The following is a 20298-nucleotide window of genomic DNA, read 5'->3' on the forward strand; positions in this document are numbered from 1 at the left end:
CCCCCCCCCCCCCCCCCCCCCCCCCCCCCCCCCCCCCCCCCCCCCCCCACCCAGCTCCCACCTTTTGATCAGCGACAGTTCCACAATGGTGCACTGGAAATTCCATGCCCATTTTTGGGCGCCGCCTACACTTGGAACTGCCTTATCCCACCGTTTAAAAAGCCCATCCGGAACTATGGTGCAGAAATTGCTACTTGTGATGGGTCTGACACCGTTCAGTAACAGTCCTAATCGCGCCACAAGCGCTTATCTTGGTTTCCAGGGATTACATAATGAAAAAAGCATTGCTGACCCTTTCTGCACTGGCTCTGTGCATGGCTGCTGGTGTTGCTACAGCCAAGGAATACAAGGAATTGCGTTTTGGTGTCGACCCTTCCTACGCACCGTTCGAATCCAAGGCCGCCGACGGCAGCCTGGTGGGCTTCGATATCGACCTGGGCAATGCGATCTGCGCGGAGCTGAAGGTCAAGTGCAAGTGGGTCGAAAGTGACTTCGACGGCATGATCCCGGGCCTGAAAGCCAATAAATTCGATGGCGTGATCTCGTCGATGACCGTGACCCCAGTGCGCGAGAAGGCGATCGACTTCTCCTCTGAGCTGTTCTCCGGCCCGACTTCGCTGGTGTTCAAGAAAGGCGCTGGCTATTCGACGCCAGAATCTCTCAAAGGCAAATCCGTGGGTTACGAGCAAGGCACCATCCAGGAAGCCTACGCCAAGGCCGTACTGGATAAAGCCGGGGTGACCACCAAGGCTTACGCTAACCAGGACCAGGTGTACGCCGATCTGACCTCCGGGCGCCTCGACGCTTCCGTGCAGGACATGCTCCAAGCCGAACTGGGCTTTCTCAAGTCGCCAGCCGGTGCTGGCTATGAAGTGAGCGCAGCTATCGACGACCCGCTCCTGCCGTCGAAAACCGCTATCGGTATCAAAAAAGGTAACACTGAACTCAAGGCGCTTTTGGATAAAGGTATCAAAGCGTTACACGATGATGGCACCTACGCCACTATCCAGAAGAAACACTTTGGCGATCTGAACCTGTACAGCGGCAAATAATGCCTGGGGCGCCCTGCTTCAGGTGGGGCGCTTTTTTATCGCCATAGGTCCTGATTTATGCTCGAAGATCTGTTGCAAACCCTCGGGCTGAGCGCATTCAGCCTGAAGGGTTTCGGCCCGCTGTTGCTGCAAGGCACCTGGATGACCATCAAGTTGTCGGTGCTGTCCCTGGCCGTCAGCGTAGTGCTGGGCCTGCTCGGCGCCAGCGCCAAGCTGTCCAGCCTGGCCATTGTGCGTATCCCCGCCCAGCTCTATACCACTCTGATTCGCGGTGTGCCGGACCTGGTACTGATGCTGTTGATTTTCTACAGCCTACAAACCTGGCTCAGTGGCTTTACCGACTTTATGGAATGGGAATACATCGAGATCGACCCGTTCAGCGCCGGGGTGATCACCCTGGGCTTTATCTACGGTGCGTATTTCACCGAAACCTTTCGCGGTGCGATCCTCGCCGTGCCCCGCGGCCAACTCGAAGCCGCCACCGCTTACGGGCTCAAGCGCGGGCAGCGGTTTCGCTACGTGACCTTCCCGCAGATGATGCGCTTTGCGCTGCCGGGCATCGGCAATAACTGGATGGTGATGCTCAAGGCCACCGCACTGGTGTCGATCATCGGCCTCGCAGACTTGGTAAAAGCCGCCCAGGACGCTGGCAAGAGCACCTATCAACTGTTTTATTTCCTGGTGCTGGCGGCGCTGATCTACCTGTTGATCACCAGCGCGTCCAACTTTGTCTTGCGCCGACTTGAACGTCGCTACTCCGCAGGCGCCCGGGAGGCAGTGCGATGATTGAGCTATTGCAAGAATACTGGCGCCCCTTTCTTTACAGCGACGGCCAGCACATCACCGGTCTGGCCATGACCTTGTGGCTGCTCAGCGCCTCACTGGTCATTGGTTTTCTGGTATCGATTCCACTGTCTATCGCCCGCGTTTCGCGCAAGCGCCTGGTGCGTTGGCCCGTGCAGTTCTACACCTACCTGTTTCGTGGTACGCCGCTCTATATCCAATTGCTGATCTGCTACACCGGCATCTACAGCCTTGCCGCCGTACGAGCACAACCGGTGCTGGATGCGTTCTTTCGCGACGCGATGAACTGCACCCTACTCGCCTTCGCCCTCAACACTTGCGCCTACACCACGGAGATTTTCGCCGGGGCAATCCGCAGCATGGCCCACGGCGAAGTCGAGGCGGCCAAGGCTTATGGCCTAAGCGGCTGGAAGCTGTACGCCTACGTGATCATGCCTTCCGCGTTGCGACGCTCGTTGCCCTACTACAGCAACGAAGTGATCCTGATGCTGCACTCGACCACCGTGGCCTTTACCGCGACGATCCCGGATATCCTCAAAGTGGCGCGGGATGCCAACTCCGCCACCTTCATGACCTTCCAGTCATTCGGCATTGCCGCACTGATCTATCTGACGGTGACCTTTGCCCTGGTCGGCCTGTTTCGCCTGGCGGAACGCCGTTGGCTGGCCTTTCTCGGGCCGAGCCACTAAGGAGTTTGCATGCGCCACCAGCTACATGATCTGATCGCGCCGGTGCCCGGCACGGCGCGGCAGATCCACAGTTTTCACTTCGGCCCGCAGCAGCCCGAAGGGAAGGTGTACATCCAGTCCTCCCTGCATGCCGATGAATTGCCGGGCATGCTGGTGACCTGGCACCTGAAGGCGCGCCTGGCAGAACTTGAAACGGCCGGGCGCTTGCGCAGCGAAATCGTGCTGGTGCCCGTCGCCAACCCGGTGGGCCTGGAACAGGTGTTGATGGACATCCCCTTGGGCCGCTACGAACTGGAAAGCGGGCAGAACTTCAATCGCCTGTTCGTCGATCTCAGCGAAGACGTCGGCAACCAGGTCGAAGACCTGCTGGGCGATGATCCCCAGCGCAATGCCCAATTGATCCGCAGCGCACTGTCGCACGCCCTGGCCGCGCACACCGCCCAGACCCAGTTGCACTCCCAACGCCTGGTGCTGCAACGCCTGGCCTGTGATGCCGACGTGGTGCTGGACCTGCATTGCGACTTCGAAGCCGTGGCGCACCTGTACACCACGCCCGAAGCCTGGCCACAGGTAGAACCGTTGGCGCGCTACCTGGGTTCGCAGGCCAACCTGTTGGCCACCGATTCCGGTGGGCAGTCTTTTGACGAATGTTTCACCCTGGTGTGGTGGCAATTGCAGCAACGCTTCGGCGAACGCTACCCGATCCCCATGGGCAGCTTGTCGGTGACCGTCGAGCTGCGTGGCCAGGGCGATGTCAACCACGGCCTCGCCGCGCTGGACTGCCAGGCCATCATTGATTATTTGATCCACTTCGGCGCCATTCGCGGCAATGCAGCCCCCTTGCCTGCCCTGGCCTACCCGGCTACGCCGCTGGCGGCGGTGGAGCCGGTGACCACTGCAGTGGGTGGCTTGCTCGTGTTCAGCGCCCTGCCGGGGGAATACCTGGAGGCGGGGCAATTGGTCGCTGAAATCATCGACCCCATTACCGACCGCGTAACGCCTGTGCACTGCCAGCACGCCGGGTTGCTTTACGCCCGTTCGCTACGCCGCATGGCCACGGCCGGCATGGTGATCTGCCATGTCGCCGGCACACAGGCCTACCGCAGCGGTTATCTACTTTCGCCTTGAGGATGCATGCCACATGTACAAACTGACCGTTGAAGGCCTGCACAAAAGCTATGGCGACAATCAAGTGCTCAAAGGTGTGTCGCTCAAGGCCAAGACCGGTGATGTGATCAGCCTGATCGGCGCCAGTGGCTCAGGCAAGAGTACCTTCCTGCGCTGTATCAACTTTTTGGAAACCCCCAACGATGGCGCCATGACCCTGGACGGCCAAGCGATCCGCATGGTCAGCGATCGCCAGGGCATGAGGGTGGCTGACGACGCCGAGCTGCAACGCTTGCGCACACGGCTGGCAATGGTGTTCCAGCACTTCAACTTGTGGAGCCACATGAGCGTGCTGGAAAACATCACCATGGCCCCGCGCCGCGTGCTGGGTTGCAGCAAGAAGGACGCCGAAGACCGTGCCCGCCGCTACCTGGACAAAGTCGGGCTGCCGGCGCGGGTGGCTGATCAATACCCGGCGTTCCTCTCCGGCGGCCAGCAGCAGCGTGTCGCCATCGCCCGCGCCCTGGCCATGGAGCCGGAGGTGATGCTGTTCGATGAACCCACGTCGGCCCTGGACCCGGAGCTGGTGGGCGAAGTATTGAAGGTGATCCAGGGCCTGGCCGAGGAAGGTCGCACCATGATCATGGTGACCCACGAAATGAGCTTTGCACGCAAGGTCTCAAGCCAGGTGCTGTTCCTGCACCAGGGCCTGGTGGAGGAGCAGGGCTTGCCGGAGGATGTGCTGGGCAATCCGAAAAGCGAACGCCTGCAGCAGTTTCTGAGTGGCAATTTGAAGTAGGAGCGAGCTTGCTGTGGCGAGGGAGCTTGCTCCCGCTAGGGCGCGAAGCGGCCCCGCTCTTTGTTCAAAAAGACGGGGACTGCTACGCAGTCCAGCGGGAGCGAGCTCCCTCGCCACAGGGCAGCGCTTCTGCTTGACTGAATGGCATTAGGCAGTTGAACGTCGGCGCTGCCTCAGGGGTCTTTGAACTAACCCCTCCAGAGCGTCCGCTGCCGCATGGCAAAACCCCATGATTTCGCCAAGCAATGGTTTGCCACCCAAGGCTGGAAGCCATTCGCCTTTCAGAAAGAGGTATGGGCCGCGGTCAAGGCCGGTCAGTCGGGGCTACTGCATGCCAGCACCGGGGCGGGTAAAACCTATGCCCTGTGGTTTGCCGCCCTCAATCGTTTCGCCATTACCCGCCCGCCCGCCACAGGCAAACGCAAACCGCCTGCCGAGCCGCTGACGGTCCTGTGGATCACGCCGATGCGCGCCCTGGCCGCCGACTCCGCACGTGCTCTGCAAGCCCCGTTGGAGGCCCTTCAGATTCCCTGGAGTGTAGGTCTGCGCACCGGTGACACCAGCAGCAGTGAACGCGCGCGCCAGACCCGTCGCCAACCCACCGCTCTGGTCACCACCCCGGAAAGCCTGACCCTGATGCTGGCCCGTGCCGACAGTGAAACCAGCCTGGCGCACCTGCGCATGGTCATCGTGGATGAATGGCACGAACTGATCGGCAATAAGCGTGGCGTGCAGTTGCAACTGGCACTGGCACGCTTGCGGCGCTGGCATCCTGAGTTGATGGTGTGGGGTATTTCCGCGACGCTGGGTAATCAGGCCCACGCCTTGGAAGTACTGGTCCCACAGGGCAGCGGCATCAATGTACAGGGGCAAACGGCCAAGGCACTGAAGGTCGACACCTTGCTGCCGCCCGTCACCGAGCGCTTTCCCTGGGCCGGGCATATCGGCTTGAAGATGTTGCCGCAAGTGGTCACCGAGGTAGAGGCCAGCAGCAGTTGCCTGGTATTTACCAACACCCGGGCCCAATCGGAAATCTGGTATCAGGCGATTCTCGACGCCCGACCGGACTGGGCCGGACTAATTGCCCTGCACCACGGTTCGTTATCGCGAGAGACCCGGGACTGGGTGGAGCGAGCGTTGAAAGATGGACAGCTCAAGGCAGTGGTGTGCACTTCCAGCCTCGACCTGGGCGTTGACTTCCTGCCGGTGGAACGGGTGCTGCAAATCGGCTCCGCCAAGGGCGTAGCGCGGCTGATGCAACGCGCCGGGCGCTCCGGCCACGCGCCAGGGCGGCCCTCACGGGTAACGCTGGTGCCAACCCACAGCCTGGAGTTGGTGGAAGCCGCAGCCGCCCAGGATGCGATCGCCCAACGGCGCATCGAAGCGCGGGAATCACCGTACAAGCCGTTGGATGTGCTGGTACAACACCTGGTCAGCATGGCCTTGGGCGGCGGGTTTACCCCGGCGGCACTGTTGGACGAAGTGCGCGGCGCCTGGGCCTATCGCGACCTCACCGAAGCGGACTGGGCCTGGGCCCTGGGGTTTGTGCGCCATGGTGGCCTGTCACTCACCGCTTATCCGGATTACCGCCGGGTGGAGCCCGATGAGCACGGCATCTGGCGCGTTCCGGATGCCCGCCTGGCACGCCGCCACCGCATGAGCGTGGGCACCATCGTCAGTGACGCCAGCATCCAGCTCAAGTTCTGGAGCAAAGGCGGCGGCGGCAAGAACCTGGGCAGTGTCGAGGAAGGGTTTATTGCAAGGCTCAAGCCGGGGGATGGATTTTTGTTCGCCGGGCGGTTGCTGGAATTGGTGCGCGTGGAAAACATGACCGCTTACGTACGCCGCAGCAACGCGAAAAAAGCCGCCGTGCCACGCTGGAATGGCGGGCGCATGCCCCTTTCCAACGAACTGGCCCAGGCGGTGGTCGAGCGTTTTGATGCCGCCGCGCATGGGCACTTCGACGGCCCAGAGATGAAGGCGGTGCAACCGTTGCTGCATACCCAATTGCGCTGGTCCGGGCTGCCGACCCGCGAGCATTTGCTGGCTGAAACCCTGCGGTCGCGAGAGGGCTGGCACCTGTTTCTGTACCCATTCGCTGGCCGCCAGGTACACCTGGGCCTAGCCAGTTTGCTGGCATGGCGGGTCAGCCAGCAGCAGCCGCTGACCTTTTCGATTGCGGTGAATGATTATGGCCTGGAGCTGTTGAGCGCCACCGAGGTGCAGTGGCCCCAGTTGTTGAATACAAGGTTGCTGAGCCCCCAAGGCCTGCTGGCTGACGTAATTGCCAGCCTCAATGCCGGCGAACTGGCCCTGCGCCGCTTTCGCGAGATTGCGCGAATCGCCGGGCTGGTATTTGCCGGGTACCCCGGCGCGCCAAAAAGCACGCGGCAGGTGCAGGCTTCCAGTGGTTTGTTCTTTGAAGTGTTCAAGCAATATGACCCACAAAATCTGCTGCTGGCCCAGGCAGGAGAAGAAGTTCTGCGGGACGAGCTGGATATTCGCCGGCTGGAACAGACGCTGAATCATCTGTCGACGCTGAAGCTGGACCTGCACAGGATCCAGCGGCCCACGCCCCTGGCCTTTCCGCTGCTGGTAGAACGGATGCGCGAAAGCATGAGCTCGGAAAAACTCTCGGAGCGCATCGCGCGGATGGTCAAGGACCTGGAAAAAGTCGCCGACAAAGGGCAAGGCTGATGCATTACCCACTGACGCTGGAAGGTGAAGAGCTATGGCTATTGCCGGAGAAAGCTGTGTACTGGCCCGCGCGTAAATGTTTGCTGATCGCCGACGCGCATTTTGGCAAGGCGTCGGCCTATCGCAGCCTGGGGCAGCCGGTGCCACAGGGCACGACTACGGCCAACCTGGAAGGCCTGGACAGGCTGTTATCGGCCCTACCCTGCGAACAGTTGATCTTTCTCGGGGATTTCCTGCACGGCCCCGGCTCTCACGCCAGCGGCACCCTGAACGCAATCCGGGCCTGGCGTGAGCGCAATCGCACACTGGCCTTGATCTTGATTCGCGGCAATCACGACAAACGTGCCGGCGACCCACCACTGGACTTGGGCATCGACGTGGTCGCGGAGCCTCTGCTGATGGGCCCTTTCGCCTTGCAACATGAGCCCGACGCCCATGCCAGCCATCATGTACTGGCGGGGCATGTGCATCCTGTGTACCACCTGCGCGGTAAAGGGCGCCAACGGCTACGCCTGCCGTGCTTCCAGGTCGGCGGGCGGGTAAGCCTGCTGCCAGCCTTTGGCGCGTTTACAGGGGGCTATGCCGTGGAGCAGGCCCCAGACCGCCGAATCTATGTGATCGGCGATCACCACGTCTGGCCGATTCAATGATCGATAAGGCCTGCTCAGGGATCAGGCCACGGGCGCGGGTGGCGGCTCGTCCGGTAAGGTCGGCTCACCCGGTTCGGTAGGCTGTGGGTAATCAGGTTCGGGTTGACCAGGGATGCCCCCCGCGTGCGCGGGGTTGGCCATCAAGGACCAGGCCAGAACACCAATCTGGTTGGGTTCAAGCCGGGCGAGTTCTGCGCTGATTCGCGGGTCGATCTTCATAAGGTACTCCTCAAGTATGGCCCGGCGCGTTTCACACGCGCCGAAGCAGTACACCTAGATAGAGTCACTTTCTGCAGACAAATTCCCTTTGCCCGTAGGCGCTTTCGATCAAGCGCGTGGGAGAGTGACGCCGCGCTGGCCCTGATACTTGCCCGCACGGTCTTTGTAGGACACTTCACAGGCCTCATCGGACTGCAGGAACAGCATCTGTGCCACGCCTTCGTTGGCGTAGATTTTCGCCGGCAAGGTGGTGGTGTTGGAGAATTCCAGGGTGACGTGGCCTTCCCACTCAGGCTCAAGCGGCGTGACATTGACGATAATGCCGCAGCGGGCATAGGTGCTTTTACCCAGGCAGATGGTCAGCACGTCGCGAGGAATACGGAAGAACTCTACAGTGCGCGCCAGGGCGAAGGAGTTGGGCGGGATGATGCACACGTCGCTCTTGACGTCGACGAAGCTCTTTTCGTCGAAGTTTTTCGGATCGACGATCGCCGAATTGATGTTGGTGAACACCTTGAATTCATCGGCGCAACGCACGTCGTAGCCATAGCTGGAAACACCGTACGAAATCACGCGCTCGTCGCCTTCGCCACGAATCTGGCGTTCGACGAACGGCTCGATCATGCCGTGTTCCTGCGCCATGCGGCGAATCCACTTGTCCGATTTGATGCTCATGGCGGTGTCCTGAATAGCGAGGCGAAAAAAATCTGTGGGCCATCTTACCGGGGCCGGCGTTGGGGTTCAAAGGCCGCACCGGTTTTCTTGATCCATGCACTGCCAGCTATAAGCCGCAGCCAGCGTGGCCGGGGCCCGGACGGCAGGCGCCCATGACTGTAAATACCACCGCCAGTCACGAAATTAGAGAAACCTTCGGAAATACCATTGGCACGTTCCGGAAAAAGGGTTAAGGTGGCGCCACTGTGCTGCTTGTGTCACTGAGAATCTCTACACGATATGTTGAATTTCGATCCAACCATCTCCAAGAATTTTTCCTGCTCTTTGCACTCAGTCTCGGCCAGGGCTTTTCCTGAGTCGCAGTTAACTTTGTCCAAGGAGATACACCATGTCTAATCGCCAAACTGGTACCGTTAAGTGGTTCAACGATGAAAAAGGCTTCGGCTTCATCACTCCACAATCCGGTGACGACCTGTTCGTTCACTTCAAAGCTATCCAATCCGACGGCTTCAAAAGCCTGAAAGAAGGCCAACAGGTTTCTTTCATCGCTACCCGCGGTCAGAAAGGCATGCAAGCTGAAGAAGTTCAAGTTATCTAACTTGTACTGACTTAGTCGAAAAAACCCCGCCCTTAAAAGCGGGGTTTTTTTATGCCTGATCGTTCCCGCGCTCTGCGTGGGAACGATCAGGGCACAGCAAAACGCCCGGTGCATTCACATGCATCGGGCGTTTTGTGATCGCTGCCCTACCAATCGTTATTGGAACAACGACTCACTCGACAAGCCATTCTTCTCCAGGATCTCGCGCAAGCGCTTGAGGCCCTCTACCTGGATCTGCCGCACCCGCTCACGGGTCAGGCCGATCTCCAGGCCTACATCCTCCAGGGTGCTGCTCTCATGGCCGCGCAGGCCGAAGCGGCGAATCACCACTTCACGCTGCTTGTCCGTGAGCTCTGACAGCCACTGGTCAATACTTTGGGAAAGATCATCGTCTTGCAGCAGCTCGCAAGGGTCTGTCGGACGATCATCGGTCAGGGTGTCCAGCAGGGTCTTATCCGAATCCGGCCCCAGCGAGACATCGACCGAAGAGACACGCTCGTTAAGGCCGAGCATGCGCTTGACCTCCCCTACCGGTTTTTCCAGCAGGTTGGCGATCTCTTCAGGCGAAGGTTCATGATCGAGTTTTTGCGTCAGCTCACGCGCCGCCCGCAGATAGACATTGAGCTCCTTGACCACATGGATCGGCAAACGGATCGTGCGGGTCTGATTCATGATCGCCCGTTCGATGGTCTGGCGAATCCACCAAGTGGCGTAGGTGGAGAAACGGAAGCCCCGCTCAGGGTCGAACTTCTCCACAGCCCGGATCAAGCCCAGGTTGCCCTCCTCGATCAGGTCCAACAGGGACAGCCCACGATTGACGTAGCGTCGGGCGATCTTAACCACCAGGCGCAGGTTGCTTTCAATCATGCGCTTACGCCCAGCCGGATCGCCCTTCTGCGACAGACGCGCAAAATGGACTTCTTCTTCGGGGGTCAACAGAGGGGAAAAGCCGATTTCATTGAGGTACAGCTGGGTCGCATCGAGCGCCCGCGTGTAATCAACGTACTTGTGCTGCTTCAACGCGGCAGCATTTTTGGATTTGGTGCGAACTGAAGGTGGTGATACCCCTTCATTATCTGACATCGTTTCCAAATCGATGCCGGTCTCCATAAGGAGAACCTCATCGTCGATGTCAAACTCCGGCACTTCTTTACTGAGAGCCATTGTTATAGTCCTTTGGTGAGTTCGACCTCAAGCTCAAGCGACGCCTCTATCCTTGGCAACGCTGGAGCCTGTTCCTTCTACGTGAGGGAACAGGCTGTGCAACACATCAACGACGGGGTAGGAATTGCAGCGGATCTACAGGCTTCCCTTGGCGGCGAATCTCAAAGTGCAGTTTCACCCGGTCTGTGCCCGTTGACCCCATTTCGGCAATCGTCTGTCCGACCTTGACCTGCTGCCCCTCCCGAACCAACAACCTGCGGTTATGACCGTAGGCACTGACGTAGGTATCGCTGTGTTTGATGATGACCAGCTCGCCGTAGCCCCGCAAACCACTCCCGGCGTACACCACCGTCCCATCAGACGCAGCTAAAACAGGCTGTCCCAAATCCCCGGCGATATCAATGCCTTTATTCAAACTACCGTTTGAAGAGAATTTTCCAATCAACACTCCGTTTGAAGGCCATCCCCAACCGGTCGGCGCAGGCCCGGCAGGTGGCAACGGCGCGGGTGGCGGCTTGCTCGCAACCGTAGGCGTGGCGCTGCCTGCAGGCCGAGTGATGATGGTGGTCTTGCTCGAGGACGATGGCGAAGAACCCGACTTTGTCACAACTGCCGTAGGTGCGGAACCTGAGCGACCATCGAAACGAATGGTCTGCCCCGGATGGATCGTATACGGCACAGGAATGTTGTTACGGGCAGCCAGCGCCTTGTAGTCCCAGCCATAACGGAAGGCAATCGAGAACAGGGTGTCGCCTTTGCGCACCACGTATTGGCCGGTGGTGACCGTAGGTCTCTGGGGGGTTGCGTTGGTACGGTCAACGACCCGCGCACCGCCGGATGGCGTGCTCGAGCAGGCTGCCAATAAGGAACTCAAGACAAGGCCAAGCACCAGTCGCTGAAAGCTTGTTTTACTCATTCGCTGCGCAGGACCTGTGAGACTCACCCGCCGCTCCCTTTGTGGTGGCTGAACGTTAACGCCTGGATCAGGCTTGAAATATGACGCAAGTATAACTGGGCATTGGCTTTTTACTGGCACCTGACTGAAAGGAAAAATTCATCATGTTTAATCGTGGCTGCCAGGTGTGTTGATTCAATAGACCCCGCCGTAAGACACATCCCCGCCTACAGAATTCACTGCGCGCGAATAAATGATCAGGCCAGCGGGCCGTTGAGCAAGGGGACGAAACGCACAGCACCGAGTACATGCCGGGAAAAGCCTTCGTCTTCGCGGATAATAAGCATCAACTGTTGCACTTCGCCGGAGCCCACCGGGATGACCAAACGCCCGCCAGGCGCCAATTGATCCAGCAAGGCTTGCGGCACATCGGTGGCCACGGCGGTGACGATAATTCCGTTGTAGGGCGCCAGTGCCGGCCAGCCCTCCCAGCCATCGCCCCAGCGGAATACCACGTTGCGCAGGTTCAGCTCCACCAGACGCTCTTTGGCCCGGTCCTGCAGCACCTTGATGCGCTCGACCGAAAACACCCGCTCTACCAATTGCGACAGCACGGCCGTCTGGTAACCGGAGCCGGTACCGATCTCCAGCACCTTGTCCAATGGCCCCGCCGCCAGCAGCAGCTCGCTCATGCGCGCGACCATGTAGGGCTGGGAGATGGTCTGGTTGTGGCCGATGGGCAACGCTGTGTCTTCATAGGCGCGATGTGCCAGCGCCTCATCGACAAACAGGTGCCGCGGCGTGCGCCGGATCACTTCCAGCACCTGCGCGTTGGACAAGCCTTCTTCATACAGACGCTGGATCAACCGCTCCCGGGTGCGCTGGGAGGTCATCCCAATCCCACGGCGCAACAGATCGTCTTGTTCACGAGCCATCAACGCAGTCCCTCCAGCCAGCCATCAAGGCCACTGAAGGCATCACTGAAGGTGCGATCAAACAGCAGAGGAGTAACGGAGACATAGCCTTGCATCACCGCATGAAAGTCGGTGCCTTCGCCGCCATCTTCGGCGTCGCCGGCGGCGGCGATCCAATACCCTTCCTTGCCGCGAGGGTCGACCACCTTCAAGGGCGCCGCCGCACGGGCGCGATGGCCCAGGCGCGTGAGTTGGATACCGCGAATATGGTCGAGGGGCAAGTTGGGGATATTGACGTTGAGCACCGTACGCGGCGGCAGGTCCAGGGAAGCATGGGCCTCCACCAGCTTGCGCGCGTAGTAGGCCGCCGTCGCCAGGTTATCCAGTTGCCGCGAAGCAAAGGAAAAGGCAAAGCCGGTGCGGCCCAGGAAGCGCCCTTCAAGGGCCGCCGCCACGGTGCCGGAATACAGCACGTCATCGCCCAGGTTGGCGCCCAGGTTGATCCCCGAGACCACCAGGTCTGGCTGGTGCTCCAGCAAACTGTTGATTGCCAGGTGCACGCAGTCGGTGGGGGTGCCGTTAACGCTGATAAAGCCATTGGCCAGGACCCGCGGGTGCAGCGGACGGTCGAGCGTCAGCGAACTGCTGGCGCCGCTCTTGTCCTGGTCGGGGGCAACCACCACGCACTCGGCGTAATCCTGCAGCGCAGCATGAAGCGCAGCAAGACCGGGTGCGGTGGCACCGTCATCGTTTGATATCAGAATACGCATGGGCTGTCCGTCTGCCCCACCGGCACCAGATCAACAAGCTCGCGCACCAAGACAGTGGCGAAGCATCCGGCCGGCAGGACGAATTCCAATTGCAGAATGTCAGGCCCGGGATAATGCCACGTCAACCCGCCAATGGGCAGTCGCAGAATGCGACGTTCCTGGCTCATTCCCGCCTTCACCAACCAATCACGTAGGTCTGCTTCTCCAGCGGCGACAGATTGTTCTAACTCGTATGTAAGACCTTTCGCCGGCGAATCGCCTTCGCCCCACTGCGGGCCGGTGGGATGCAGGTCCAGAATCGCCAGGCGCGGGTCACTGCACTCAGCTTCCCCGGCCGGAAAAAAACTGCGACTGTCGGTAAACGCCAGCAGATCGCCAACTTGGGCTCGCTGCCATGAACCGTCGGCGACGCGAGCCGCCAACACTTGGTTGAACAGGTAACTGCGAGCGGTGGACAGCAAGCGCGAGCGCACGTTGCGCTGCTCGGGCAGGGCCTTGCGGGCAGCCCACTCGCGAGCATCCGCCACATTGCCGCCGTTGTGGCCAAAACGCTGGGTGCCGAAATAATTGGGGATGCCGTGCCGGGCAATCAACTGCAGACGTGCGTCGATGGCAGCGGTGTCGCCGACCAGTTGGGTCAGGCGCAAGGTGAAGCCGTTGGCCGAATGAGCCCCACGCTGCAACTTGCGTTTGTGACGGGCGGTTTTCAGGATCTTGAGGGTGTCGTTTTCTGCGCCGCTCATGTCCGGGTCGGCCTTGCCGGGCAATTGCACGCTGAACCACTGGCGGGTCAGGGCCTGACGGTCCTTGAGCCCGGCATAGCTGACGGTGCGCAATGGCACCCCAGCAGCCTTGGCGATACGCCGTGCCGCTTCCTCAGTGTTCAAGCCGCGCTTTTCCACCCACAGCCACAGGTGCTCGCCGTCGCCGGTCAGCGGGATGTCCAGTACCTCATCAACCTGGAAGTCTTCGGCTGTGGCCTTGAGTACCGCGCTGCCCAGGGCCTCGCCATAGGCCCGCGGGCCCAGCAGTTGCAGGTCGTTCATGCGCGCAGCAACAAGGCGACGGAGTGCACCGCGATGCCCTCTTCACGACCGGTAAACCCGAGCTTTTCGGTGGTGGTGGCTTTCACGTTGACTTGATCCAATTCAATTTGCAGGTCTGCGGCGATCGCTGTGCGCATCGCTTCGATATGGGGGGCCATTTTCGGCGCCTGGGCGACGATGGTGTTATCGACGTTGCCGACCTTCCAGCCCTTGGCATGGATCAGGCCGACCACATGGCGCAGCAACACACGGCTGTCCGCGCCCTTGAAGGTGGGATCGGTGTCCGGGAAGTGCTTGCCGATATCGCCCAATGCAGCCGCGCCGAGCAAGGCATCGCTCAAGGCGTGCAAGACCACGTCGCCGTCGGAATGAGCCAGCAACCCATGGTGGTGTGCAATACGCACGCCGCCCAGGGTGATGAAATCGCCTTCAGCGAAACGGTGCACATCGTAGCCGTGGCCAATACGCATAAAAAAACGCCCCGATTTAATTCAGGGCGTGATTCTACCTACTTTTGCCTCAGATTAACCGAGCAAAGCACGACCATGATGCCGCAAATGGTCTTCGATGAAGCTGGCGATGAAGAAGTAGCTGTGGTCGTAGCCAGGCTGCAGGCGCAGTTCCAGCGGATGGTTGGCTGCCTTGGCTGCTTGCAGCAGGGCTTCGGGCTTGAGCTGAATGGCGAGGAAATCGTCGCGATCGCCCTGGTCCACTAACAGCGGCAACTTTTCCGAGGCTTCGCTGATCAGCACGCAGGCATCCCATTCACGCCACTTCGAGCGCTCTTCACCCAAATAACGGGAAAAGGCCTTCTGGCCCCACGGACAGTCCATCGGATTGTTGATCGGCGAAAATGCCGACACCGACAGGTAACGTCCAGGGTTGCGCAGCGCACAGACCAGCGCACCGTGACCGCCCATGGAGTGGCCGCTGATGCCGCGCTTATCCGACGCAGGGAAATGCGCCTCCACCAGTGCCGGCAATTCCTGCACCACGTAGTCATGCATCCGATAGTGCTTGGCCCAGGGTTCCTGGGTGGCATTGAGGTAGAAGCCGGCGCCGAGGCCGAAGTCCCAGGCATTGTCCGGGTCGCCCGGCACGCCGGGGCCACGGGGGCTGGTGTCCGGCGCGACGATAATCAAGCCCAACTCGGCGGCCATGCGCTGGGCGCCGGCCTTTTGCATGAAGTTTTCGTCAGTACAGGTCAAACCGGACAGCCAATACAACACCGGCAGCTTGCCGCCCTGCTCCGCTTGCGGAGGCAGGTAGACGGCAAAGGTCATGTCGCAACCGAGCACATCGGAATGATGCTTGTAGCGTTTATGCCAGCCGCCGAAGCTCTTCTGGCATGACAGGTTTTCCAGACTCATGGCCGACCTCAGAAGTGAATGACGGTACGAATGCTCTTGCCTTCATGCATCAGGTCAAACGCTTTGTTGATATCTTCCAGGCCCATGGTGTGGGTGATGAAGGTATCCAGCGGAATTTCACCGGACTGAGCCATTTCCACGTAGCTTGGCAATTCGGTACGACCGCGCACGCCACCAAACGCCGAACCACGCCAGACGCGACCGGTGACCAGCTGGAATGGGCGAGTGGCAATTTCCTGGCCAGCACCGGCCACGCCGATGATCACTGACTCGCCCCAGCCTTTGTGGCAGCACTCAAGGGCCGCACGCATCAGTTGCACATTGCCGATGCACTCGAAAGAGAAGTCCACGCCGCCGTCAGTCAGGTCGACAATCACGTCCTGGATTGGGCGGTCGTAGTCTTTCGGGTTGATGCAATCGGTGGCACCCAGTTGCTTGGCGATTTCGAACTTGGCCGGGTTGATATCAATAGCAATGATGCGACCGGCCTTGGCCTTGACTGCACCGATAATCGCCGACAGGCCAATACCGCCCAGGCCGAAGACGGCCACGGTGTCGCCCGGCTTGACCTTGGCGGTGTTGATCACCGCACCGATGCCGGTGGTGACACCACAACCGAGCAGGCAGACTTTTTCCAACGGCGCTTCTTTAGGAATCTTGGCCACGGAGATTTCCGGCAGCACGGTGTACTCGGAGAACGTCGAGGTGCCCATGTAGTGGAAAATCGGCTGGCCCTTGTAGGAGAAACGCGTGGTGCCATCCGGCATCAAGCCCTTGCCCTGCGTGGCGCGAATGGCCTGGCACAGGTTGGTCTTGCCACTCAGACAGAACTTGCACTTGCCGCATTCCGGGGTGTACAGCGGGATCACGTGATCGCCCACAGCCACCGAAGTTACGCCCTCGCCGATGGCTTCCACCACTGCGCCGCCTTCATGGCCGAGGATCGAAGGGAAGATGCCTTCCGGGTCAGCCCCCGACAAGGTGTAGGCGTCGGTGTGGCACACGCCGGACGCGACCACCCGCAGCAGCACCTCGCCAGCCTTGGGCATGGCGACATCCACTTCAACAATCTCAAGGGGCTTCTTGGCCTCGAAGGCTACGGCGGCACGGGACTTGATCATCCGGGTTTCTCCATCGGGTTAAAAACTGAGACGGTGAGTGTAAATCATCACCTATTGATGAATAATCCGGACTAAAGCAAAACATTATTGCTGTACAGGGACAATCACCATGCTGGAGAACCGCTGGGAAGGCATTGACGAGTTTGTCGCGGTGGCCGAATGCAGCCAGTTCACGGCGGCGGCCGAACGGTTGGGGGTGTCTTCATCCCATGTCAGCCGGCAAGTGGCGCGCCTTGAAGAACGCCTGCAAACCCGATTGCTGTACCGCAGTACGCGCAAGGTGACTTTGACCGAAGCCGGTCAGACCTTCCTGCAGCACTGCCAACGCCTGCAGGACGGTCGCGAGGAAGCGTTGCGGGCGGTGGGCGACCTGACCAGCGAACCCAAGGGCATGTTGCGCATGACCTGCGCCGTGGCCTATGGCGAACGCTTTATCGTGCCGCTGGTGACACGATTCATGGCGCACTATCCGCAACTGCGCGTGGACATCGAGTTGACCAACCGCTCGCTGGACCTGGTGCATGAAGGCCTCGACCTGGCCATCCGCCTGGGACGCCTGCAAGACTCGCGCATGGTTGCCAGCCGCCTGGCACCTCGACGCATGTACCTGTGCGCGTCGCCCTCCTACCTCGAACGGTACGGTCGGCCACACAGTTTGTCGGAGTTGAGCCGGCATAACTGCCTGATTGGCAGCTCGGATATCTGGCAAATGGCCCAGGATGGGCGGGAATTTTCCCAGCGCGTGCAAGGCAATTGGCGCTGCAACAGCGGGCAAGCGGTGCTGGATGCGGCGTTACAAGGCATGGGCTTGTGCCAGTTGCCGGATTACTACGTGCTGGAGCATCTGCACAGCGGGGCGTTGGTGTCGTTGCTGGAGGCTCATCAACCGCCAAATACTGCGGTGTGGGCGTTGTATCCGCAGCAGCGGCATTTGTCGCCGAAGGTGAGGAAGCTGGTGGACTTTTTGAAGGTGGGGTTGGCGCAGAGGCCCGAGTACAAGCATTGAATTGAGGTGGTCTGCACCGGCCTCATCGCGGGCAAGCCCGGCTCCCACAGTTGGACGTGTTGTTTGATGTGGCAGCGATCAAATGTGGGAGCTGGCTTGCCTGCGATGAAGCAGACCCGGTCTGACAGGTTACCGCCGGTTAGCCCAGCGCAACTTCAACCACTCCAGGTCTTCCGGCCGAGTCACCTTGATATTGTCCGAACGCCCTTCGATCAGGCGCGGCGCCTGCCCGGACCATTCCATGGCCGACGCTTCATCGGTGATCACCGCATCGGCCACCAGGCTGTCGGCCAAGGCGCGATGCAAGGCGCCCAGGCGGAACATCTGCGGCGTGTAAGCCTGCCAGATCAGGCTGCGATCAACGGTATCCACCACACGGCCATGCTTGTCGACACGCTTGAGGGTGTCGCGCGCCGGCACCGCCAGCAGGCCGCCTACCGGATCGTCAGCCAGTTCCGCCAACAATTTGTCGAGGTCATCACGGCTCAGGTTAGGCCGCGCAGCGTCGTGCACCAACACCCAGTCGTCATCACTGGCACCCAGGGCGTTGAGTTGCAGCAGCGCATTGAGTACCGAGCCGGAACGTTCCGAGCCCCCGTCGGCACGCTGTATACGCGGGTCAGTGGCGCATGCCAAGGTGGGCCAATAAGGATCGTCAATTGCAAGACTGACCACCAGGCCCTTGAGGCGTGGGTGGTCGAGAAAACAGCCGAGGCTGTGTTCGAGAATAGTGCGCCCGCCCAGTTGCAGGTACTGCTTGGGACGGTCTGCGGCCATACGGGCACCGACGCCCGCGGCAGGAATCACGGCCCAGAAGGCCGGTAAATCGTGGCTCATTGGGCCAACTGGTAGAGGGTCTCGCCCTCCTTGACCATGCCCAACTCATGACGAGCCCGCTCTTCAACGGTCTCCGTACCTTTTTTCAGCTCAAGCACTTCAGCGTCGAGGACACGGTTGCGCTCCAGCAGGCGTTCGTTTTCGGCACGCTGGTCGGCAATTTGCTGGGTCAACTCTTCTACCTGCGCAAAGCTGCCATTACCGACCCATAGGCGGTACTGCAGGCCAGCCAGCAACAAGAGTAAGACGAGGAACAACCAATTGGGACTGCGCATCGAAATCCGGGTATCCAGTGAAAAAAGACAGTCATGCAAACCTTTTGCAGCAACTGATAGCACAAAGCCTGGAAAAACCAGGCTTGCGCTTGTCAGTCAGCAGATTAGCGCCGAAATTCACACTGACGTGAGATTTCTGACGCAATCCGCCGACTTTTTACCATTTACTGCTTAGCCGCGAAACTCGCCGCGACCGTTGTACTTGGCTTTACCTGCCAATTGCTCTTCGATGCGCAGCAATTGGTTGTACTTGGACACGCGATCGGAACGGCACAGGGAACCGGTCTTGATCTGGCCCGCCGAAGTACCCACGGCCAGGTCGGCAATGGTGGAATCTTCGGTTTCGCCGGAGCGATGGGAGATCACGGCGGTGTAGCCCGCGGCCTTGGCCATCTGGATGGCTTCCAGGGTTTCGGTCAGGGTGCCGATCTGGTTGAACTTGATCAGGATCGAGTTGGCGATCTTCTTGTCGATACCTTCTTTCAGGATCTTGGTGTTGGTCACGAACAGGTCGTCACCCACCAGCTGGATTTTTTCGCCGATCTTGTCGGTGAGGATTTTCCAGCCATCCCAGTCGGACTCGTCCAGGCCGTCTTCGATCGAGATGATCGGGTAGCGCTGGGTCAGGCCCTTGAGGTATTCAGCGAAGCCTTCGGAGTTGAACACCTGGCCTTCGCCGGACAGGTTGTACTTGCCGTCTTCATAGAATTCGCTGGCGGCGCAGTCCAGGGCCAGGGTCACGTCGGTGCCCAGCTTGTAGCCAGCGTTGGCCACGGCTTCGGAGATGACTTTCAGCGCATCTTCGTTGGAGGCCAGGTTCGGCGCGAAACCACCTTCGTCACCCACGGCAGTGCTCAGGCCACGAGCCTTCAGTACAGCCTTGAGGTGATGGAAAATCTCGGTGCCCATGCGCAGGCCTTCGGAGAAGGACTTGGCGCCAACCGGCTGCACCATGAACTCCTGGATGTCGACGTTGTTATCTGCGTGCTCGCCACCGTTGATGATGTTCATCATCGGCACCGGCATCGAGTAGACGCCCGGAGTGCCATTCAGGTTGGCAATGTGTGCGTACAACGGCAGGTCCTGGTCCTGAGCTGCGGCCTTGGCGGCGGCCAGGGATACCGCGAGGATGGCGTTGGCGCCGAGGCTGCCTTTGTTTTCAGTGCCGTCGAGCTTGATCATCGCGTGGTCCAGGGCTTTCTGGTCCAGCGGGTCCTTGCCCAGCAACAGGTCGCGAATCGGACCGTTGATGTTGGCTACAGCCTTGAGTACACCCTTGCCCAGGTAACGGCTCTTGTCGCCATCACGCAGTTCCAGCGCTTCGCGCGAACCGGTGGAAGCACCGGACGGCGCGCAGGCGCTGCCGATGATGCCGTTATCGAGAAGCACGTCGGCTTCGACGGTGGGGTTGCCACGGGAGTCGAGAACTTCACGACCTTTGATGTCGACGATTTTTGCCATTGTTGTAAACACTCCAAAGTTGACGAAAACGACGCAGCTGAAGGAAATCTTTTGACCGACCGCAAGGGTGGAACAACGGGGCAGGCTTGCAGACGACAAGGCTCAGGCCCGGGGGCCTGAGCGTAAAGCGTGGGAAATTCTACCGGAGA

22 protein-coding genes are annotated in these 20298 nt (G+C 60.1%); 9 read left to right on the forward strand and 13 right to left on the reverse strand.

All coding sequences use genetic code 11. From position 1 onward, the window contains the following. Nucleotides 1-272: 272 nt before the first annotated feature. The 7 genes from AC07S6_RS16550 to pdeM all read left to right on the forward strand — a co-directional run bounded on the left by AC07S6_RS16550 (nucleotide 273) and on the right by pdeM (nucleotide 7798). On the forward strand, nucleotides 273-1052 hold the full coding sequence (locus AC07S6_RS16550) for a transporter substrate-binding domain-containing protein (protein ID WP_014717255.1): 780 nt from the start codon (nucleotides 273-275) through the stop codon (nucleotides 1050-1052). Nucleotides 1053-1109: 57 nt separating this feature from the next. Further along, a complete protein-coding gene (locus tag AC07S6_RS16555) occupies nucleotides 1110-1838 on the forward strand; it encodes an ABC transporter permease (RefSeq protein ID WP_495112643.1) in 729 nt (242 codons plus the stop codon). Continuing rightward, entirely contained in the window at nucleotides 1835-2545 is a 711-nt protein-coding gene (locus AC07S6_RS16560; protein WP_003189226.1) for an ABC transporter permease, read from the forward strand. Before AC07S6_RS16555 ends, AC07S6_RS16560 begins: the two co-directional genes overlap by 4 nt. Before the next feature lie 9 nt (nucleotides 2546-2554). Continuing rightward, a complete protein-coding gene (locus AC07S6_RS16565) occupies nucleotides 2555-3673 on the forward strand; it encodes a succinylglutamate desuccinylase/aspartoacylase family protein (protein ID WP_495112644.1) in 1119 nt (372 codons plus the stop codon). Between the two features lie 13 nt (nucleotides 3674-3686). Next, nucleotides 3687-4451 carry an ABC transporter ATP-binding protein gene (locus AC07S6_RS16570; protein ID WP_014717251.1) on the forward strand — a complete coding sequence of 255 codons (765 nt, stop codon included), beginning with the start codon at nucleotides 3687-3689 and terminating at the stop codon, nucleotides 4449-4451. A 216-nt stretch (nucleotides 4452-4667) separates the two neighbouring features. Next, entirely contained in the window at nucleotides 4668-7148 is a 2481-nt protein-coding gene (locus AC07S6_RS16575; protein ID WP_495112645.1) for a ligase-associated DNA damage response DEXH box helicase, read from the forward strand. Beyond that, on the forward strand, nucleotides 7148-7798 hold the full coding sequence (gene pdeM / locus AC07S6_RS16580; RefSeq protein ID WP_197882200.1) for a ligase-associated DNA damage response endonuclease PdeM: 651 nt from the start codon (nucleotides 7148-7150) through the stop codon (nucleotides 7796-7798). Before AC07S6_RS16575 ends, pdeM begins: the two co-directional genes overlap by 1 nt. A 21-nt stretch (nucleotides 7799-7819) precedes the next feature. Here the strand turns inward: pdeM and AC07S6_RS16585 are convergent, their stop codons facing one another. Then, nucleotides 7820-8017 carry a hypothetical protein gene (locus AC07S6_RS16585; RefSeq protein ID WP_005785769.1) on the reverse strand — a complete coding sequence of 66 codons (198 nt, stop codon included), beginning with the start codon at nucleotides 8015-8017 and terminating at the stop codon, nucleotides 7820-7822. A gap of 108 nt (nucleotides 8018-8125) precedes the next feature. Beyond that, the gene (gene dcd, locus AC07S6_RS16590; protein WP_003189215.1) at nucleotides 8126-8692 is read right to left on the reverse strand and encodes a dCTP deaminase; all 567 of its coding nucleotides are present in this window, start codon (nucleotides 8690-8692) and stop codon (nucleotides 8126-8128) included. Between the two features lie 388 nt (nucleotides 8693-9080). Here dcd and AC07S6_RS16595 point away from each other — a divergent pair, with 388 nt between their 5' ends. Then, a complete protein-coding gene (locus AC07S6_RS16595; RefSeq protein WP_002554837.1) occupies nucleotides 9081-9290 on the forward strand; it encodes a cold-shock protein in 210 nt (69 codons plus the stop codon). A gap of 156 nt (nucleotides 9291-9446) precedes the next feature. On the opposite strand, the gene rpoS is transcribed toward AC07S6_RS16595, so the two are convergent. The 8 genes from rpoS to AC07S6_RS16635 form a co-directional block, all read right to left on the reverse strand. Next, nucleotides 9447-10454 (reverse strand): RNA polymerase sigma factor RpoS, encoded by a 1008-nt coding sequence (gene rpoS / locus AC07S6_RS16600; RefSeq protein WP_034126846.1) that lies wholly within the window; start codon nucleotides 10452-10454, stop codon nucleotides 9447-9449. A gap of 106 nt (nucleotides 10455-10560) precedes the next feature. Beyond that, complete coding sequence (locus AC07S6_RS16605; protein ID WP_034126845.1) at nucleotides 10561-11397, reverse strand: peptidoglycan DD-metalloendopeptidase family protein; 837 nt, start codon at nucleotides 11395-11397, stop codon at nucleotides 10561-10563. Between the two features lie 209 nt (nucleotides 11398-11606). Then, complete coding sequence (locus AC07S6_RS16610; protein ID WP_169850588.1) at nucleotides 11607-12242, reverse strand: protein-L-isoaspartate(D-aspartate) O-methyltransferase; 636 nt, start codon at nucleotides 12240-12242, stop codon at nucleotides 11607-11609. 41 nt (nucleotides 12243-12283) lie between these two features. Further along, nucleotides 12284-13033 carry a 5'/3'-nucleotidase SurE gene (gene surE / locus AC07S6_RS16615; protein ID WP_003189210.1) on the reverse strand — a complete coding sequence of 250 codons (750 nt, stop codon included), beginning with the start codon at nucleotides 13031-13033 and terminating at the stop codon, nucleotides 12284-12286. Beyond that, nucleotides 13021-14079 carry a tRNA pseudouridine(13) synthase TruD gene (gene truD, locus AC07S6_RS16620; RefSeq protein WP_014717246.1) on the reverse strand — a complete coding sequence of 353 codons (1059 nt, stop codon included), beginning with the start codon at nucleotides 14077-14079 and terminating at the stop codon, nucleotides 13021-13023. Before truD ends, surE begins: the two co-directional genes overlap by 13 nt. Further along, the gene (gene ispF, locus AC07S6_RS16625; protein ID WP_003189207.1) at nucleotides 14076-14549 is read right to left on the reverse strand and encodes a 2-C-methyl-D-erythritol 2,4-cyclodiphosphate synthase; all 474 of its coding nucleotides are present in this window, start codon (nucleotides 14547-14549) and stop codon (nucleotides 14076-14078) included. Before ispF ends, truD begins: the two co-directional genes overlap by 4 nt. 54 nt (nucleotides 14550-14603) lie before the next feature. Then, nucleotides 14604-15449, reverse strand: a complete 846-nt coding sequence (fghA, locus tag AC07S6_RS16630) for an S-formylglutathione hydrolase (protein WP_073845261.1) — start codon at nucleotides 15447-15449, stop codon at nucleotides 14604-14606. Between the two features lie 8 nt (nucleotides 15450-15457). Continuing rightward, nucleotides 15458-16570 carry an S-(hydroxymethyl)glutathione dehydrogenase/class III alcohol dehydrogenase gene (locus AC07S6_RS16635; RefSeq protein ID WP_014717243.1) on the reverse strand — a complete coding sequence of 371 codons (1113 nt, stop codon included), beginning with the start codon at nucleotides 16568-16570 and terminating at the stop codon, nucleotides 15458-15460. Nucleotides 16571-16679: 109 nt separating this feature from the next. Between AC07S6_RS16635 and AC07S6_RS16640 the strand changes: the two genes are divergently transcribed. Continuing rightward, nucleotides 16680-17576, forward strand: coding sequence for a LysR substrate-binding domain-containing protein (locus tag AC07S6_RS16640; RefSeq protein ID WP_019817856.1), 897 nt, complete (start codon nucleotides 16680-16682; stop codon nucleotides 17574-17576). Between the two features lie 129 nt (nucleotides 17577-17705). On the opposite strand, the gene ispD is transcribed toward AC07S6_RS16640, so the two are convergent. The 3 genes from ispD to eno form a co-directional block, all read right to left on the reverse strand. Then, entirely contained in the window at nucleotides 17706-18413 is a 708-nt protein-coding gene (gene ispD, locus AC07S6_RS16645) for a 2-C-methyl-D-erythritol 4-phosphate cytidylyltransferase (protein WP_014717241.1), read from the reverse strand. Next, complete coding sequence (ftsB, locus tag AC07S6_RS16650) at nucleotides 18410-18688, reverse strand: cell division protein FtsB (RefSeq protein ID WP_003189195.1); 279 nt, start codon at nucleotides 18686-18688, stop codon at nucleotides 18410-18412. The genes ispD and ftsB overlap by 4 nt, the downstream gene beginning before the upstream one ends. A gap of 171 nt (nucleotides 18689-18859) precedes the next feature. Next, entirely contained in the window at nucleotides 18860-20149 is a 1290-nt protein-coding gene (gene eno / locus AC07S6_RS16655; RefSeq protein WP_003189193.1) for a phosphopyruvate hydratase, read from the reverse strand. Nucleotides 20150-20298 lie beyond the last annotated feature (149 nt).

Source organism: Pseudomonas sp. GW821-FHT07B01 (genome assembly GCF_059419065.1).

Bases quoted from the DNA above. Each gene is read 5' to 3' on its own strand.
- AC07S6_RS16550 (WP_014717255.1), top strand. From the start codon at position 273: ATGAAAAAAGCATTGCTGACCCTTTCTGCACTGGCTCTGTGCATGGCT.
- AC07S6_RS16555 (WP_495112643.1), top strand. From the start codon at position 1,110: ATGCTCGAAGATCTGTTGCAAACCCTCGGGCTGAGCGCATTCAGCCTG.
- AC07S6_RS16560 (WP_003189226.1), top strand. From the start codon at position 1,835: ATGATTGAGCTATTGCAAGAATACTGGCGCCCCTTTCTTTACAGCGAC.
- AC07S6_RS16565 (WP_495112644.1), top strand. From the start codon at position 2,555: ATGCGCCACCAGCTACATGATCTGATCGCGCCGGTGCCCGGCACGGCG.
- AC07S6_RS16570 (WP_014717251.1), top strand. From the start codon at position 3,687: ATGTACAAACTGACCGTTGAAGGCCTGCACAAAAGCTATGGCGACAAT.
- AC07S6_RS16575 (WP_495112645.1), top strand. From the start codon at position 4,668: ATGGCAAAACCCCATGATTTCGCCAAGCAATGGTTTGCCACCCAAGGC.
- pdeM (WP_197882200.1), top strand. From the start codon at position 7,148: ATGCATTACCCACTGACGCTGGAAGGTGAAGAGCTATGGCTATTGCCG.
- AC07S6_RS16585 (WP_005785769.1), bottom strand. From the start codon at position 8,017: ATGAAGATCGACCCGCGAATCAGCGCAGAACTCGCCCGGCTTGAACCC.
- dcd (WP_003189215.1), bottom strand. From the start codon at position 8,692: ATGAGCATCAAATCGGACAAGTGGATTCGCCGCATGGCGCAGGAACAC.
- AC07S6_RS16595 (WP_002554837.1), top strand. From the start codon at position 9,081: ATGTCTAATCGCCAAACTGGTACCGTTAAGTGGTTCAACGATGAAAAA.
- rpoS (WP_034126846.1), bottom strand. From the start codon at position 10,454: ATGGCTCTCAGTAAAGAAGTGCCGGAGTTTGACATCGACGATGAGGTT.
- AC07S6_RS16610 (WP_169850588.1), bottom strand. From the start codon at position 12,242: ATGACCTCCCAGCGCACCCGGGAGCGGTTGATCCAGCGTCTGTATGAA.
- surE (WP_003189210.1), bottom strand. From the start codon at position 13,033: ATGCGTATTCTGATATCAAACGATGACGGTGCCACCGCACCCGGTCTT.
- truD (WP_014717246.1), bottom strand. From the start codon at position 14,079: ATGAACGACCTGCAACTGCTGGGCCCGCGGGCCTATGGCGAGGCCCTG.
- ispF (WP_003189207.1), bottom strand. From the start codon at position 14,549: ATGCGTATTGGCCACGGCTACGATGTGCACCGTTTCGCTGAAGGCGAT.
- fghA (WP_073845261.1), bottom strand. From the start codon at position 15,449: ATGAGTCTGGAAAACCTGTCATGCCAGAAGAGCTTCGGCGGCTGGCAT.
- AC07S6_RS16635 (WP_014717243.1), bottom strand. From the start codon at position 16,570: ATGATCAAGTCCCGTGCCGCCGTAGCCTTCGAGGCCAAGAAGCCCCTT.
- AC07S6_RS16640 (WP_019817856.1), top strand. From the start codon at position 16,680: ATGCTGGAGAACCGCTGGGAAGGCATTGACGAGTTTGTCGCGGTGGCC.
- ispD (WP_014717241.1), bottom strand. From the start codon at position 18,413: ATGAGCCACGATTTACCGGCCTTCTGGGCCGTGATTCCTGCCGCGGGC.
- ftsB (WP_003189195.1), bottom strand. From the start codon at position 18,688: ATGCGCAGTCCCAATTGGTTGTTCCTCGTCTTACTCTTGTTGCTGGCT.
- eno (WP_003189193.1), bottom strand. From the start codon at position 20,149: ATGGCAAAAATCGTCGACATCAAAGGTCGTGAAGTTCTCGACTCCCGT.